This is a genomic window from Serratia plymuthica NBRC 102599 (assembly GCF_001590925.1).
Taxonomy (GTDB): Bacteria; Pseudomonadota; Gammaproteobacteria; order Enterobacterales; family Enterobacteriaceae; genus Serratia; species Serratia plymuthica.
The window spans coordinates 37,170-51,628 of sequence record NZ_BCTU01000026.1 but is presented as its reverse complement, the minus strand read 5'-3'; the positions used below and the strand labels follow the sequence as shown (position 1 = coordinate 51,628).

The following is a 14,459-nucleotide window of genomic DNA, read 5'->3' as shown; positions in this document are numbered from 1 at the left end:
ATAAATATAGTGCAAAATGGAATAACAAGCTGCCGTCACACCTGAGGATGATAGGCAAACAGCGCCGGCGCACCGCCGGTGTGAATAAACAATATCGGGCCATCGTCGCAAAAACGCTGCTGGGCAATGCCGTCGATCAGGCCAGCCATCGCTTTGCCGGTATAGACCGGATCCAGCAACACCCCTTCCTGCTGCGCCAGCAACTGCACCGCCGCCGTGCCCTCTTCGTTGGGCATGCCATACTGCGGCGCAAAATACTCGTCCCACAGTTGGATCGGCGCCAGAGTGTCAATGCCTAACGAGCAGGCCAGCGCCTTTTGAATCAGCTCAACCTTGGGTAATTGGTCGATAACTTTACGCGAAACCGTAACGCCAATCAGTTCAGTCTCCGGCAGCAGTTGCTGAAGGCCGACCGCCAACCCGGCATGCGTGCCGGCGCTGCCGGAAGCCACCAGCACCGAACTGAAAGCGACGCCGCTACGCCGGCTCTGTTCGGCAATTTCCAGCGCGCACTGCACGTAACCCAGCGCGCCCAACGCGTTGGAGCCGCCCACCGGCACCACATAAGGCCGGAAACCCTGCCCTTCGAGACGCGTCGCCAGGTCGGCCAATTGCTGCTGCGGATCGTGCAACGCTTCGCACATCACCACTTCGGCATTGAACAGCCCGAGCAGCAGACGGTTGCCGTTGGTGAGGTAGTTTTCCGCTTGGGTGTCGATCGGGTTTTCCAGCAACGCCACGCAGTGCAGGCCGAGTTTTGCCGCTACCGCCGCAGTTTGGCGTACGTGATTGGATTGGATGGCACCGGCGGTCACCAGCGTGTCCGCGCCCTGTCGCAAGGCCTCGGCAGCAAGATACTCCAGTTTTCTCAGTTTGTTGCCGCCCATCGCCATCGGCGTGACGTCGTCACGTTTGATGTAAATTTCACGGCCAAGGTAGTCTGAAAGGCGAGACAGTTTTTCGAGCGGTGTGGCAGAGCCGACTAAATCCAGGCGCGGGAATTGCGCCAGTTGCTGTTGCAGATTCACAACGTCCCCCAGGGAACAGGTATCAACATCCAAAGCATAGATTTATCAGATGTGGGCTGAATAATCACTCTTTTTGATGAGACGTAAAGCGGTAAACCCCCGGCTGGCGCGCCGGGGAGACGGGATCAGTAGGTCTTCTGCCAGGCGATGTATTGGTCGTATTTACGCAGAGCAATGCGGTAATTATTGTGTGCGGCGCTGGGCAAGTCTTCGATAATGCGCTGATGGTTATTGCTGCTGGCGAACTTGTCCACCGGATAGTTGCGCGCCACCAGCATTTCGTCCAGCCGACGCAGACGCACCACGTATTCGCGGATAGTGCTGTGGCTCATCTCGGTCTGCTCAAACAGATACTGTTTGAACGCCATGATATCGAAATAGCTCGGATGGCTGTTGCAGGAAATCTCACTGCAAAAACGGCATAGCGCGGTCAGCTCATTTTGCACATTCAGCCAGACGTTATCGTCAATCGGCTGGTCCATGCGCGCAATGGCATCTTTGTTAATGATCTTGCCTCGGAACACCAACGCCATGCGATCCAATAACTTACCACACTGGGAGCAATGGGTTTGGCTGTGTTTGTAATCTTTCAAATAACGACTCAGCGGCCGTTTTTTCAATAATATTCCTGGCATAAGGCAGTCCGGTTATCGCAACGGTAATCAGGTTGAAGGGTAAGCGTTGATTCGCCTCAATTTTCGGCCGCCAGACGGGCGCGTAGCCGCTTGATCGCCTGACTGTGCAGTTGGCTGACGCGCGATTCCCCCACGTCCAGCACGGCGCCGATCTCTTTCAGGTTCAACTCTTCCTGGTAATACAGCGTCAGCACCATTTTTTCGCGCTCCGGCAACGCGTCGATAGCGTCGATCACCCGCTGGCGGAGGTTGCCCTCCAGCAGATGATGCAGCGGGTTGGCCTCTTCGTGTCCTTCCAGCAGCGGCTCTGCGCTTTCGCCATGCTCTTCACGCCATTCGTCGTAGGAGAAAAGCTGGCTGTTATTGGTGTCCAACAGTATTTGACGGTACTCATCCAGCGGGATATTCAGCGTCTGCGCGACCTCCACTTCACTGGCCGGGCGGCCGAGCCGCTGTTCCAGTTGCCGCATCACCTGTGCCACTTCACGCGCATGCCGACGTACGCTGCGCGGCACCCAGTCGCGGCTGCGCAGCTCATCGAGCATTGCGCCGCGAATGCGCTGCACCGCATACGTGGTAAAGGCGGTTCCCTGCAGGGCGTCATAACGCTCAACGGCGTTCAACAACCCGATTCCCCCGGCCTGCAGCAGATCGTCGAGCTCCACGCTGGCGGGCAGCCTGACTTGCAGGCGCAACGCCTCGTGGCGCACTAACGGAACATAGCGCAGCCAGAGAGAATTTTTGTCCATCACGCCTTCGGCGGTATACAGATCGCTCACTATGTCTAAAACCTGCGGATAAGAGAGTCAGCGCTATTATCCGTAGGGGGCAAAATGCCAATCGGCTGAACAGTCGCACAAAATAGGCTTTATTTGCGCCATGCATTAACTTCTGGGCGCGCACCATAAAAAAACCCTGCCGAAGCAGGGTTCTTTACGACAGGTTAATCGCGGAGATCGATTAACGCAGCAGGGTCAACACGTTCTGGGTAGACTGGTTAGCCTGTGCCAGAACGGAGGTGCCTGCCTGTTGCAGGATGTTGGCACGGCTCATGTTGGACACTTCGGTCGCGTAGTCGGCATCCTGAATACGGGACTGAGAAGCGGACAGGTTGTTCACGGTGCTGTTCAGGTTGTTGATAACAGAATCGAAACGGTTCTGTACCGCACCCAGAGAAGAACGCAGTGAGTCAACCTGTGACAGCGCTTTGTCCAATACAGACAGTGGATCCTCAGTGGTCGGCGTGGTGCTCATTTCTGTGCCTTTGCTGACTTTACCCGAAGTGTCTATGTTGGCTTTGAAGTATTTGGCATTTGCGCCAGTGCCTTCCTGGATAACGTAAGATTTGCCGCTGTCATAAGACTTCAGGTTAGCCGCGTCAGCGCCGGTTGCAGTCACTTCCTGCTTAACGGTAGTAGTAGCGCTGGTGCTGACCAGGCCGGTGGTGTCAGTCGCTGCGATCGCCGTGATGTCACCTGAAGTTTTGTCAACGGTGGCCAGGTAGTTCTTGCCATCGGTACCTACCGCGTAAACGTCACCGGTCGCGTCATCTTTGATAAAGCTGGCTGGCGCAGCACCGTTAGCCTGCAGGTTGGTGGTGTTGGTGATGGCGATATCTTTGCCGTTTGGTACAGTCGTTGCCGCGCCACCCACTTTGGTAGGATCGATGGAGGTCGCAACGCTGAACTTGTCCAGACCCAGAGTAGCAGAGTTGATGTTTTTCAGGTCGATATCGATAGTTTCGTTATCGTTGGCGCCCACTTGAATGGTCAGTTTCTGGTCGCCGCTCAGCACTTTCACGCCGTTGAAATCGGTTTGCGCAGAGATACGGTTGATCTCGGACATACGCTGGGTGATTTCGTCCTGGATTGACTGCAGGTCGCTGGAAGAGTTGGAACCGTTCTGGGACTGTACGGTCAGACGACGGATGTTTTGCAGGTTGTCGTTGACTTCGTTCAGTGCGCCTTCGGTGGTCTGCGCCAAAGAGATACCGTCGTTAGCGTTACGGGAAGCCTGAGTCAGGCCTTTGATGTTAGCGGTGAAACGGTTAGAAATCGCCTGACCCGCAGCATCATCCTTCGCGCTGTTGATACGCAGACCGGAAGACAAACGCTCGATCGCAGTGCCCAAAGTGGATTGGGATTTGTTCAGGTTGTTCTGCGCCATCAGCGACAGGCTGTTGGTGTTAATTACTTGTGCCATTGTATGCTTTCCTTACGAATCAGTTGCGATATTCGCATCACGGTTAAAAGGTTCGGGCTTCGTTGCCCACGGCGTCAACCACCGTCCCATCAGGTATCGGCCCTCCCCCTGCAACCTTTAGAAATTTTTTATTTTTTTTTCGCTTTCGGGCAATGGCATAAATAACGCTGTTTTTCCTTCCTCTATTGCGCCATCGGTTTTTTATTTTTCCAGTAAACTTTTTCTCCACTGGGCCGATAAACGCGTAAAGCGAATAAAGTCATTATTAAGGAGAATTACGAATGGCATCGATCAGTTCATTAGGCATCGGCTCAGGACTCGACCTCAACGGCTTGCTGGACAAGCTGACCAAAGCGGAGCAGCAACGTCTGACGCCCTACACCACCCAGCAAACCAGCTACAACGCAAAACTGACCGCTTACGGCACCCTGAAAGGCTCGCTGGAGAAGTTTGATACCCTGAGCAAAGATCTGGCCAAACCTGATTTCTTTAATAACACCACCGCCAGCACCCACGATCAGTTCACCATTACCACCAATGCCAAAGCGGTACCGGGCAACTATGTGGTCGAAGTTGAACAGTTGGCGCAGTCCCAGACGCTGACGACTCAGGCAGCCATTAGCGATCAGGCCGCCGAACTCGGTACCTCCGGCGCCAGCGGCCGCACCATCAGCATCACCCAGGGTAACCCGGCCAAAACCGTTAATATCCCTTTGAATGACGATCAAACCTCGCTGCTGGAAATGCGCGATGCGATCAACGGCGCGAAAGCGGGCGTCAGCGCCAGTATCATGCGCGTTGGCGATAACAAGTATCAGTTGGCGTTAAGTTCCTCGGCCACCGGCGAAAGCAACAAGATGTCGATCAAGGTCAATAATGACGATGCGCTGAACGACATTCTGAGCTACGACTCCAGCATCCCCAGCGGTGCCATGAAGCAGACGGTTCCCGCGCAGGATGCCAAAATCAAGGTTAACGGCACGGAGATCCAACGCAGCACCAACACCATTGCCGATGCCCTGCAAGGCGTGACTCTCGATCTGAAAACCAAGACCAAGGTCGATGAACCGCAAAACCTGGTGATCAGCAACGATAAAACCGGCTCCGCCGATAAAATCAAAAGCTGGGTCGACAGCTACAACTCTCTGCTGGACACCTTTAATTCGCTGTCCAAGTTTACCCCGGTGAAAAGCGGCGAAGAGCAGTCGGCGAAAAACGGCGCGCTGCTGGGCGACAACACGCTGCGCGGTATTCAATCCTCAATCAAAAGCGCGCTCAGCGCGGCGCAGGATAACCCGGAGCTGAAGGGGCTGGGCAATCTGGGGATCACCACCAATGTGAAAACCGGCAAGCTCGAGCTCGATAGCGAGAAACTGAAAAAAGCCATCGATGAGAAACCCGCCCAGGTGGCGAATTTCTTTGCCGGCAATGGCACGGATACCGGCATGGCGACCGAAATCCACAATGAAATTCAAAGTTATATTAAAGCCGGCGGTGTGCTCGAGAATGCGACCAAGAGTATCAACACCAATCTCGATCGCCTGAATACGCAAATTACCCGCGTGACAGAAAGTATTCAGAGCACCATCGACCGCTATAAACAACAGTTTGTTCAACTCGATACCATGATGTCCAAACTTAATGGCACCAGTAATTATTTAAACCAGCAGTTCTCATCCAAATAAGAACTTTTTAACCAGGTAATAAATCGCATGTATAACCGTAGCGGAACTAAGGCCTACGCCCAGGTCAGTTTGGAAAGTGGCGTAATGAGTGCCAGCCCGCACCAGTTAATCGTGATGCTTTTCGACGGGGCGCTCAGCGCCCTGTTACGCGCACGCATTCTGATGAATCAGGGTGATATCGCCGGCAAAGGGCTGGCCATATCAAAAGCCATCAACATTATTGATAACGGCCTGAAAAACGGCCTCGACCACGATCAAGGTGGCGAGATGGCCGATAATCTGGCTGCGCTGTATGACTATATGAAACGGCGCCTGATGCAGGCCAATCTGCATAACGACGAAGCGGCGATCGCCGAAGTGGTCAAGCTGCTGGAAAATATTGCTGACGCCTGGCGCCAGATTGGTCCCAATTATCACCCTTCTCAGGACGCCGTATAATGGAACGTCAACAGCAACTGCTAGCCGCGTATCAGCAAATTTATGCCCTGAGCAGCCAAATGCTCGCGCTGGCGCAAACGGAAAGATGGGAAGACCTGGTCGAGCTGGAGCTGGCCTACGTTCAGGCGGTAGAGAAAACCGCCGATTTTACCGGCAAAGCGGGACCATCAATGGCGTTGCAGGAATTGTTGCGCAATAAGCTGCAGCAGATCCTGGACAACGAAAACGAGCTGAAACGCCTGTTGCAACGCCGCATGGACCAGTTGAAAGAATTGATTGGCCAATCGACGCGCCAAAGCGTGGTCAACAGCACCTACGGTCAGTTTCACGATCGCGCCCTGCTATTAGGGGAACCGCAAATCAGGTGAGCCAGTTATAATAACGACATTTTATGGATAAATAGCACCATACGCTATTTACACCCGATTAATTCAGGATATTAATCCATGATATTTGAATTACTCATGCCTATCATATTTATCACCCAGGCTCCATAGGGGCGAATATATTCGCCCCGGCTAACGCGACGCAGCATGCGGCGCCCCTAGGATAGGGATAAATATCACTCCGACACGGACGTTTTCTGTTCAGCAGGAAATTGATTTTTGATAGATAAAACACGTCGTTGTGTTTCACAACGCATGGAAAAATGTTGCTCCGACGCCCATCAAAGCGTAAAGATATTCCCAGATAATGGCTGCGAAATGAATATCGATGGAACGTACAATTAACCTTTGTCCTGGGATTGGTGCCTCTGCGCACATCATTCAGCATACTGAATTATTATTCCCTTCAGTTTATTTTGAGCAACCCCATCTGTATCTGGTACAGCAAGGCCACAAACGCGTGCGCTGGCAACAGCATGAAGTGGTGGCCCATGCGGGAGAACTGTTGATTATCGGCGGGGGGCAAACCGTGGATATTATTAATGGCCTTTCCAATGAGGGCATATTCAGTTGTCAGTTGCTTACCTGCGATCCTCTGTTGTTCCACGTACAGCAAACTCCCGCTGAAACTGCCCCTCAGCCCCCGTTCGACGCGGTGTTGGCCTTACGCAACCTGCCCTGCGCGCTGATGCACAGTTTTGAGACCACCAGCCTGGCGATGGCGCTTAAACACCGTTTCCCGCCGATCATCATCCGCCACAAGATGCTGGAAATCCTGCTCTGGCTGAAGCAATTCAACGTAAGCTTTATGCATAACGAGGCGCGCGATTTAACGCAACGGGTACGCCGCTGCCTGGCGACCGATCCGCATAACATCTGGACAGCGGCCAAAGTGGCGGAAAGTCTGTCAATGAGCGAAGTCATGCTGAGACGCAAGCTTTCTTTAGAAAACACCGCGTTGCGCGATTTGATGATCGACGTGCGCATGAGCAGCGCGCTGGCGTTGCTGCAATCTACCGATTGGCCAATATCCGCCATCTCCCAGCACGTCGGTTATGAAAGTTCTTCGCGGTTTGCCGAGCGTTTCCGCAAACGTTTCGGTTTTGCGCCAACGGCCATTCGCGGGCACCAGCGGATCATGGAGCCCGGCGCGATCCAGCCCTATCGCCTCAGCCTGATGGAGGACCCGGAGTGATGTCCATCCTGCAAATTAAATCATTGCACAATGAACTCACCGTTTATGCACCCGGCGTTAGCGGAAAATGGTCAGGTGCGATAGCATCGGCAAACCTTAATACCGCCAGAGGTGAATCAACGGTGCTCAACGAAAAATGGCTGCTTTCCCTTGCCGTGTTGCTTGTCGGCCTGTGGCTTATGGGTCTGCTGTACGAAGAAGACGCTATGCGGATGCTGGCGGGGAAATAAATCAGCAGGGCCACGCGCAGTGGCCAATGATTATTTAACTTTGTTTAATTAATACCGTGATCAATCCAACTAAAACGATCAATATTAACACACTGAAAAATCGCCATCTGCTCTCACTTTTGCTGCTCATTTTTATTACCTGATAATTAAAATGTCTTAAACTCGCACAATTATAATCCAGCAATAAGTTCAGCAATTTGAGACAAAGCATGTTTTTTATGCGTCTACTCAGGCGATTGCCCAGCTCGGTTTTCGGTTTTGCCGTTAAAAAGCAAAAAACCCACCGATGGTGGGTTTTCAAGTCAGGCCTTAACCTGCCGTTCTCTCTTCAGGAGGGAATCAAGGCTTTCCAGGCTAACTTCCAGCTCCGGGATTTCGGCTTCTCTCGGCCGGCCGATATATCCCATTGAGGCGGCGGAAGTATGAGTGACCCCTTTACCCTGCCTATCAATGCTCACCTCCCCAGGATGCTCCACGGGCACGCTTTTATGTCGCACAGTCATCTCAACCTCCAGAGTTACAGAAAGCTAATGCTACTACAAGTATAACAAATACCAAAAAGCTCCATGCCGTAAACGCCATCTCCCTGAATGATAAGCCGATCAGCTTAGCCTTATCACCATGCGTTTCTTCGATCTTCAATGTTGCCTTAGAGTATTGTTTTGCCAATCCTACGTACGTTGAATCTCTTGGGTTATCCAGAAAAACGCTTTCCATTTTCTGATGGTTGGTTGGCAACTTGGGGATGTCTTTTAGCAAGACAGCTCTGAAAACAAAGCTCCATGCGCTACAAAGGCAAAGAAAGGTAAAAAAACCAGCTACACATGTGAGCATGTTAAGTGCGGCAAACTTCTGATTCAGCAGCAATGCCGCTGTAAATCTGACGATCAAGATAAACGCAGTAACTATCACGCTCAAAGATGCAAAAACCTTAAGTCCCTTTTCCTCCAGCTTTCGTATCCTGTCCAAAGCCGCTGCATATTGAGTCTCTTGATACTCAAAGTACAATTTGCTCCTTTCCAGCAGTTCTACGGCAATATCATTTTCAAGCGATTTCATCGTCTTCGCTTTTTCCATTTTCACCTGCCAAAACCAATAAAATTCCATTCATAATGGGAAAAATTAGCACGGTAATCCTGGAAAATAAAATTATTAAAATCAATTAATTAATAAAATTAAATCACTATTTAAAATGTTTCCGTATTGGCATTTTCCCCAGTCTTGCCCCGAGACTCTCGGCAGGAATGAAATTCGTTCACGAATTCAAACAACTCAACCAATCACACCGCCATATTCATCACTTCCTGATAGGCGGAAACCAGCTTGTTACGCACCTGCACGCCCATTTGCAGCGAGATGGAGGATTTTTGCAGATCGACCATCACGTCGTTCAGGCTGACGCCCGGTGCGCCCAGTTCGAAGTCTTGCGCCTGTTTGCGCGCAGCCTGCTGGGTCTCGCTGATCTTGCCGATAGCCGCTTTCAGCTCGCTGGCAAAGCTAACGCCCTGCGTCGCTGAACCCTGGTCAATCTGCCCCGCCTGAATCGCCGTGGCCTGCAATTGCTGCAATACCCCTTCAATCCCCTGAATTGCCATTGTGACCTCAATAAAGACTCTGCTGCCGGATGCGTTTTCATCAGGCACTACTTTGATGCTGAGGAGCCTACCACAGCATTTTTATCCTAAAGCGGCTAATTAACTGCAAAAAACCCGGCTTATCGAGCCATCGAAATCGCCCTTAAGGGCAAATAATGGCACGCCCAGAAATGGGAGCGCCGCTATTTAGAAGATATGTGTATCAGGGAGTCTGTTTTGTCACCACACAACGCTAACCACACCGTTCATCAGCCTGGCAGGGAGCTACGCCGTGGCTTGCACCGGATACTGAGCGACATTGAAGGACACGGGATAAAATGAGTGCTTCAATAACCGCCACCGAAAGCCGCGAAAATGGCCTGCAAGCCCTGTGGGACCGTCTGCGCGCCAACCCGAAAATCCCACTGCTGATCGCCGCTTCTGCGGCAATCGCCATTGTGGTCGCGTTGCTGTTATGGGCGAAAAGCCCGGATTACCGCGTGCTGTACAGCAATCTTAACGATCGCGACGGCGGTGCCATCGTTACCCAATTGACGCAGATGAATATCCCTTATCGGTTTGCCGAAAACGGTGCTGCGTTGATGATACCGGCCGATAAGGTCCATGAAACCCGCCTGCGTCTGGCGCAGCAGGGATTGCCGAAAGGCGGTGCGGTGGGCTTCGAATTGCTGGATCAGGAAAAATTCGGCATCAGCCAGTTTAGCGAGCAGATCAACTATCAGCGTGCGCTGGAAGGCGAACTGTCCCGCACCATCGAGTCGCTGGGGCCGGTACAAAACGCCCGGGTGCATCTGGCGCTGCCCAAGCCTTCGCTGTTTGTCCGCGAACAGAAGTCCCCTTCCGCCTCCGTCACCCTGACGCTGCAACCCGGCCGAGCGCTGGATGACGGCCAGATCAACGCTATCGTTTATATGGTCTCGAGCAGCGTGGCCGGATTGCCGCCGGGCAACGTCACGGTGGTCGATCAGGCCGGTCGCCTGCTGACCCAGTCTGACGGCGCCGGTCGCGATCTGAACGCGGCGCAGTTGAAATACGCCAACGAAGTGGAAAACCGCTACCAACGCCGCATCGAAGCGATTCTGGCGCCCATGGTCGGCAATGCCAACGTACGCGCCCAGGTCACCGCGCAGATCGATTTTGCCACCCGCGAGCAAACCGACGAAGAATACCAACCGAACCAACTGCCGAATCAGGCCGCCGTGCGCTCTCAGCAAATGAGCCAGAGCGAACAGCTTGGCGGGCCGCAGGTCGGCGGCGTGCCGGGTGCGCTCTCCAATCAGCCTAGCGCGCCGGCGACTGCGCCGATAGAAACCGCCAAAGCCAACGCTGCTGCCGGCAATAACGCCACTGGCGCCAAACCTAACGCCACCGCCACCCGCAGCACTGCGGCCAACGGCAGCGGGCCACAGAATACCCGTCGCGATGAAACCACCAACTATGAGGTCGATCGCACCATCCGCCACACTCAGCAGAAGGCCGGGACGGTACAGCGGTTGTCGGTGGCGGTAGTGGTCAACTATCGCGGCGTCGATAAAGACGGCAAACCCTTGCCGATGAGCAAAGAGCAACTGGCGCAGATCGAATCGCTGGTGCGTGAATCCATGGGCTTCTCCAGCAGCCGTGGCGATACCCTGAACGTGGTCAATACGCCGTTTACCGATACCGAAGTTACCGGGGGCGAACTGCCGTTCTGGCAAACCCAGAACTTTATCGATCGTCTGTTCGATGCCGGTCGCTATCTGCTGGTCTTGCTGGCGGCCTGGCTGCTGTGGCGCAAGCTGGTGCGCCCGCAACTGCAAAACCGTCAGGCGGTGCAACAGGCCGCGCTCGCCGCCGCCAACGCACCGATGGCCAAGCCGGCTGACAACAATAAACCGAGCAATGAGGAGCTGGCGCAGCACAGAAAATCGCAGCAGCGCGTCAGTGCAGAAGTCCAGAGCCAGCGGATCCGCGATCTGGCTGATAAAGACCCGCGCGTGGTCGCTCTGGTAATCCGCCAATGGATGAGTAACGAATTATGAGTCTGACCGGAACCGAAAAAAGCGCCATCCTGCTGATGACCTTGGGTGAAGACCGCGCCGCCGAGGTGTTCAAACACCTCTCCTCGCGTGAAGTGCAGCAGCTCAGCGGCACCATGGCCAGCATGAGCCAGGTCTCGCACAAACAGCTGGGCGAAGTCCTGAGCGAGTTCGAAGACGATGCCGAACAGTACGCGGCGCTGAGCGTCAATGCCAGCGACTACCTGCGCTCGGTGCTGGTCAAAGCCCTGGGTGAAGAGCGTGCCTCCAGCCTGTTGGAGGACATTCTCGAATCGCGCGAGACCACCACCGGCATGGAAACCCTCAACTTTATGGAGCCGATGAGCGCCGCCGATCTGATCCGCGACGAACATCCGCAAATCATCGCTACCATTCTGGTCCATCTGAAGCGCGGCCAGGCGGCGGATATTCTGGCGCTGTTCGACGAACGCCTGCGCAACGACGTGATGCTGCGCATCGCCACCTTCGGCGGTGTGCAACCGGCGGCGTTGGCGGAACTGACCGAGGTGCTAAACAACCTGCTCGACGGCCAGAACCTCAAGCGCAGCAAGATGGGCGGCGTACGCACCGCAGCCGAGATTATCAACCTGATGAAAACCCAGCAGGAAGAAGCCGTTATCGACGCGATGCGCGAATACGACGGCGAGCTGGCGCAGAAGATCATCGACGAGATGTTCCTGTTCGAAAATCTGGTGGAAGTCGACGACCGCAGCATCCAGCGCCTGTTGCAGGAAGTGGAAGGCGAATCGCTGCTGGTTGCGCTCAAAGGCGCGGAACAGCCGTTGCGCGAGAAGTTCCTCAAAAACATGTCGCAACGCGCCGCCGACATTCTGCGCGACGATCTGGCCAACCGTGGTCCGATGCGCATGTCGCAGGTGGAGAACGAACAGAAAGCCATCCTGCTGGTTGTGCGCCGATTGGCGGAGAGCGGCGAAATGATTATCGGCGGTGGCGAGGACACCTATGTCTGATCGCATTAACACCCTGCCGTGGCAACCCTGGTCGCTCAACGATCTGCTGGAACCCAAACCGCCGATCGAGCCTTTGCTGCCCATTGAAACGGACGCCCTGTCGCCGGACGACAGCGCCGATCGGCAACAGCAGTTGCTCCAGTTGCGCCTGCAAGCGGAGCAGCAAGGCCAACAGCTGGGCTATGCCGACGGCCAGCAAAAAGGCTATGAAGCGGGTCTCCAGGCCGGTATGGAAGAGGGGCGCCAGCAGGGTTTGCTGGAGGCGCAGCAGCAACAACAGCCGCTGACTGCACACTGGCAGCAACTGATCACCGAGTTTCAGCACACGCTCGATGCGCTCGACAGCGTGATCGCTTCGCGTTTGATGCAGTTGGCGCTGACCGCCGCCAAACAGGTGCTAGGTCAACCGCCGGTATGCGACGGTACCGCCCTGCTGGCGCAGATCCAGCAGTTGATCCAGCAAGAGCCGATGTTCAGCGGCAAGCCGCAGTTGCGCGTGCACCCGGACGACTATCAGCGTATCGAACAGCAACTGGGTGCCACACTCAGCCTGCACGGCTGGCGGCTGTTGGCGGACGGTCAACTGCACCCCGGCGGCTGCAAGGTCAGCGCCGAAGAAGGCGATCTCGATGCCAGCCTGGCGACGCGCTGGCACGAACTCTGCCGCCTGGCTGCGCCGGGAGACGTGTAATGACCGCTCGCCTCGGCCGCTGGCTGTCCTCGCTGGATACGCTGGAAAAACGCATCGCTTGCACGCCTACGGTTCGCCGCTACGGCCGCCTGACACGCGCCACCGGGTTGGTACTGGAAGCCACCGGCTTGCAATTGCCGATCGGCGCCACCTGCCTGATCGAACGTCACAACGGCGGTGAGGTACAGGAAGTGGAAAGCGAAGTGGTCGGTTTTAACGGCCAGCGGCTGTTCCTGATGCCGCTGGAAGAAGTGGAAGGCATCGTGCCCGGCGCACGGGTTTACGCCCGAGTTGCGCCGGAAGGGCAAAGCGCCGGCAAGCAACTGCCGCTCGGCCCGGCGCTGCTGGGCCGGGTGCTGGACGGCAGCGCCAAACCGCTCGACGGCCTGCCCGCGCCGGAGACCGGCTATCGCGCGCCGTTGATCACCGCCCCGTTCAACCCGCTGCAACGTACGCCGATCGAACAGGTGCTGGACGTCGGCGTACGCACCATCAACGGCTTGCTGACCGTCGGGCGCGGCCAGCGCATGGGGCTGTTTGCCGGCTCCGGCGTCGGTAAAAGCGTCTTGTTAGGCATGATGGCGCGTTACACCCAGGCCGACGTGATTGTCGTCGGTCTGATCGGCGAACGCGGCCGCGAGGTCAAAGATTTTATCGAGAATATCCTCGGCACCGAAGGCCGAGCGCGCTCGGTGGTGATCGCCGCCCCGGCGGACGTCTCGCCGCTGTTGCGTATGCAGGGCGCCGCCTATGCCACACGCATCGCCGAGGACTTTCGCGATCGCGGTCAGCACGTGCTGTTGATTATGGACTCGCTCACCCGCTACGCCATGGCGCAACGTGAAATCGCGCTGGCTATCGGCGAGCCGCCGGCCACCAAAGGGTATCCGCCCTCCGTGTTCGCCAAACTGCCGGCGCTGGTGGAGCGCGCGGGCAACGGCATCAGCGGCGGCGGGTCGATCACCGCGTTTTATACCGTACTGACCGAAGGCGATGACCAGCAAGATCCGATAGCCGACTCGGCGCGCGCCATCCTCGATGGCCACGTGGTGCTGTCGCGTCGGCTGGCGGAGGCAGGCCATTACCCGGCGATCGACATCGAAGCCTCTATCAGCCGCGCCATGACCTCGCTTATCGACGAAGAACACTACCGCCGGGTGCGCAATTTCAAACAGATGCTGGCCAGTTATCAGCGTAACCGCGATCTGATCAGCGTCGGCGCCTACGTAGCAGGCAGCGATCCGCTGCTGGATAAGGCCATGACGCTGTACCCGCAGATGGAAGCCTATCTGCAGCAGGGCATTTTTGAACGCAGCGGTTACGACGACGCCTGCCAACAGTTACAGCAGTTGATCGTTTAACGT

Annotated in this window: 16 protein-coding genes; 9 read left to right on the top strand and 7 right to left on the bottom strand. The window is 55.4% G+C overall.

Annotated features, from left to right (window positions below):
• Positions 1–35: 35 nt before the first annotated feature.
• The 4 genes from SPL01S_RS18260 to SPL01S_RS18245 all read right to left on the bottom strand — a co-directional run bounded on the left by SPL01S_RS18260 (position 36) and on the right by SPL01S_RS18245 (position 3,865).
• Positions 36–1,028, bottom strand: coding sequence for a D-cysteine desulfhydrase (locus tag SPL01S_RS18260; RefSeq protein ID WP_063201914.1), 993 nt, complete (start codon positions 1,026–1,028; stop codon positions 36–38).
• A gap of 125 nt (positions 1,029–1,153) precedes the next feature.
• Positions 1,154–1,663, bottom strand: a complete 510-nt coding sequence (fliZ, locus tag SPL01S_RS18255) for a flagella biosynthesis regulatory protein FliZ (protein WP_063201911.1) — start codon at positions 1,661–1,663, stop codon at positions 1,154–1,156.
• A gap of 56 nt (positions 1,664–1,719) precedes the next feature.
• On the bottom strand, positions 1,720–2,442 hold the full coding sequence (locus SPL01S_RS18250; RefSeq protein WP_004945948.1) for an RNA polymerase sigma factor FliA: 723 nt from the start codon (positions 2,440–2,442) through the stop codon (positions 1,720–1,722).
• A 181-nt stretch (positions 2,443–2,623) separates the two neighbouring features.
• On the bottom strand, positions 2,624–3,865 hold the full coding sequence (locus SPL01S_RS18245; protein WP_063201908.1) for a FliC/FljB family flagellin: 1,242 nt from the start codon (positions 3,863–3,865) through the stop codon (positions 2,624–2,626).
• 281 nt (positions 3,866–4,146) lie between these two features.
• On the opposite strand from SPL01S_RS18245, the gene fliD reads away from it, so the two are divergent.
• The 5 genes from fliD (at position 4,147) to SPL01S_RS18220 (ending at position 7,799) form a co-directional block, all read left to right on the top strand.
• Positions 4,147–5,550 (top strand): flagellar filament capping protein FliD, encoded by a 1,404-nt coding sequence (gene fliD / locus SPL01S_RS18240; protein ID WP_063201905.1) that lies wholly within the window; start codon positions 4,147–4,149, stop codon positions 5,548–5,550.
• A gap of 27 nt (positions 5,551–5,577) precedes the next feature.
• Entirely contained in the window at positions 5,578–5,988 is a 411-nt protein-coding gene (gene fliS / locus SPL01S_RS18235) for a flagellar export chaperone FliS (protein WP_004945956.1), read from the top strand.
• A complete protein-coding gene (gene fliT / locus SPL01S_RS18230) occupies positions 5,988–6,356 on the top strand; it encodes a flagella biosynthesis regulatory protein FliT (RefSeq protein WP_006326098.1) in 369 nt (122 codons plus the stop codon). Before fliS ends, fliT begins: the two co-directional genes overlap by 1 nt.
• 346 nt (positions 6,357–6,702) lie before the next feature.
• Positions 6,703–7,569 carry a helix-turn-helix transcriptional regulator gene (locus tag SPL01S_RS18225; RefSeq protein WP_063201902.1) on the top strand — a complete coding sequence of 289 codons (867 nt, stop codon included), beginning with the start codon at positions 6,703–6,705 and terminating at the stop codon, positions 7,567–7,569.
• Positions 7,569–7,799: a hypothetical protein gene (locus SPL01S_RS18220; protein WP_006326102.1), complete on the top strand. Its 231-nt coding sequence runs from the start codon at positions 7,569–7,571 to the stop codon at positions 7,797–7,799. The genes SPL01S_RS18225 and SPL01S_RS18220 overlap by 1 nt, the downstream gene beginning before the upstream one ends.
• 302 nt (positions 7,800–8,101) lie before the next feature.
• Here the strand turns inward: SPL01S_RS18220 and SPL01S_RS18215 are convergent, their stop codons facing one another.
• From SPL01S_RS18215 to fliE, 3 genes are all read right to left on the bottom strand, one after another.
• Positions 8,102–8,302, bottom strand: coding sequence for a hypothetical protein (locus tag SPL01S_RS18215; protein ID WP_063201899.1), 201 nt, complete (start codon positions 8,300–8,302; stop codon positions 8,102–8,104).
• A gap of 1 nt (position 8,303) precedes the next feature.
• Positions 8,304–8,876: a hypothetical protein gene (locus SPL01S_RS25745; protein ID WP_232245995.1), complete on the bottom strand. Its 573-nt coding sequence runs from the start codon at positions 8,874–8,876 to the stop codon at positions 8,304–8,306.
• Between the two features lie 203 nt (positions 8,877–9,079).
• The gene (fliE, locus tag SPL01S_RS18205) at positions 9,080–9,394 is read right to left on the bottom strand and encodes a flagellar hook-basal body complex protein FliE (protein ID WP_063201896.1); all 315 of its coding nucleotides are present in this window, start codon (positions 9,392–9,394) and stop codon (positions 9,080–9,082) included.
• Between the two features lie 317 nt (positions 9,395–9,711).
• On the opposite strand from fliE, the gene fliF reads away from it, so the two are divergent.
• The 4 genes from fliF to fliI are packed head-to-tail and all read left to right on the top strand — an operon-like array spanning position 9,712 to position 14,456.
• Positions 9,712–11,415: a flagellar basal-body MS-ring/collar protein FliF gene (gene fliF, locus SPL01S_RS18200; protein WP_063201892.1), complete on the top strand. Its 1,704-nt coding sequence runs from the start codon at positions 9,712–9,714 to the stop codon at positions 11,413–11,415.
• The gene (gene fliG, locus SPL01S_RS18195) at positions 11,412–12,404 is read left to right on the top strand and encodes a flagellar motor switch protein FliG (RefSeq protein WP_013813473.1); all 993 of its coding nucleotides are present in this window, start codon (positions 11,412–11,414) and stop codon (positions 12,402–12,404) included. Before fliF ends, fliG begins: the two co-directional genes overlap by 4 nt.
• Positions 12,397–13,095, top strand: coding sequence for a flagellar assembly protein FliH (gene fliH / locus SPL01S_RS18190; protein WP_062871178.1), 699 nt, complete (start codon positions 12,397–12,399; stop codon positions 13,093–13,095). The genes fliG and fliH overlap by 8 nt, the downstream gene beginning before the upstream one ends.
• Positions 13,095–14,456, top strand: coding sequence for a flagellar protein export ATPase FliI (gene fliI / locus SPL01S_RS18185; RefSeq protein ID WP_062871179.1), 1,362 nt, complete (start codon positions 13,095–13,097; stop codon positions 14,454–14,456). Before fliH ends, fliI begins: the two co-directional genes overlap by 1 nt.
• Positions 14,457–14,459 lie beyond the last annotated feature (3 nt).

What these genes read in the sequence shown, in the direction of transcription:
- fliZ (WP_063201911.1), bottom strand. Translation starts at nt 1,663, where the DNA reads ATGCCAGGAATATTATTGAAAAAACGGCCGCTGAGTCGTTATTTGAAA.
- SPL01S_RS18245 (WP_063201908.1), bottom strand. Translation starts at nt 3,865, where the DNA reads ATGGCACAAGTAATTAACACCAACAGCCTGTCGCTGATGGCGCAGAAC.
- fliD (WP_063201905.1), top strand. Translation starts at nt 4,147, where the DNA reads ATGGCATCGATCAGTTCATTAGGCATCGGCTCAGGACTCGACCTCAAC.
- fliS (WP_004945956.1), top strand. Translation starts at nt 5,578, where the DNA reads ATGTATAACCGTAGCGGAACTAAGGCCTACGCCCAGGTCAGTTTGGAA.
- fliT (WP_006326098.1), top strand. Translation starts at nt 5,988, where the DNA reads ATGGAACGTCAACAGCAACTGCTAGCCGCGTATCAGCAAATTTATGCC.
- SPL01S_RS18225 (WP_063201902.1), top strand. Translation starts at nt 6,703, where the DNA reads ATGGAACGTACAATTAACCTTTGTCCTGGGATTGGTGCCTCTGCGCAC.
- SPL01S_RS18220 (WP_006326102.1), top strand. Translation starts at nt 7,569, where the DNA reads ATGTCCATCCTGCAAATTAAATCATTGCACAATGAACTCACCGTTTAT.
- SPL01S_RS18215 (WP_063201899.1), bottom strand. Translation starts at nt 8,302, where the DNA reads ATGACTGTGCGACATAAAAGCGTGCCCGTGGAGCATCCTGGGGAGGTG.
- SPL01S_RS25745 (WP_232245995.1), bottom strand. Translation starts at nt 8,876, where the DNA reads ATGGAAAAAGCGAAGACGATGAAATCGCTTGAAAATGATATTGCCGTA.
- fliE (WP_063201896.1), bottom strand. Translation starts at nt 9,394, where the DNA reads ATGGCAATTCAGGGGATTGAAGGGGTATTGCAGCAATTGCAGGCCACG.
- fliF (WP_063201892.1), top strand. Translation starts at nt 9,712, where the DNA reads ATGAGTGCTTCAATAACCGCCACCGAAAGCCGCGAAAATGGCCTGCAA.
- fliG (WP_013813473.1), top strand. Translation starts at nt 11,412, where the DNA reads ATGAGTCTGACCGGAACCGAAAAAAGCGCCATCCTGCTGATGACCTTG.
- fliH (WP_062871178.1), top strand. Translation starts at nt 12,397, where the DNA reads ATGTCTGATCGCATTAACACCCTGCCGTGGCAACCCTGGTCGCTCAAC.
- fliI (WP_062871179.1), top strand. Translation starts at nt 13,095, where the DNA reads ATGACCGCTCGCCTCGGCCGCTGGCTGTCCTCGCTGGATACGCTGGAA.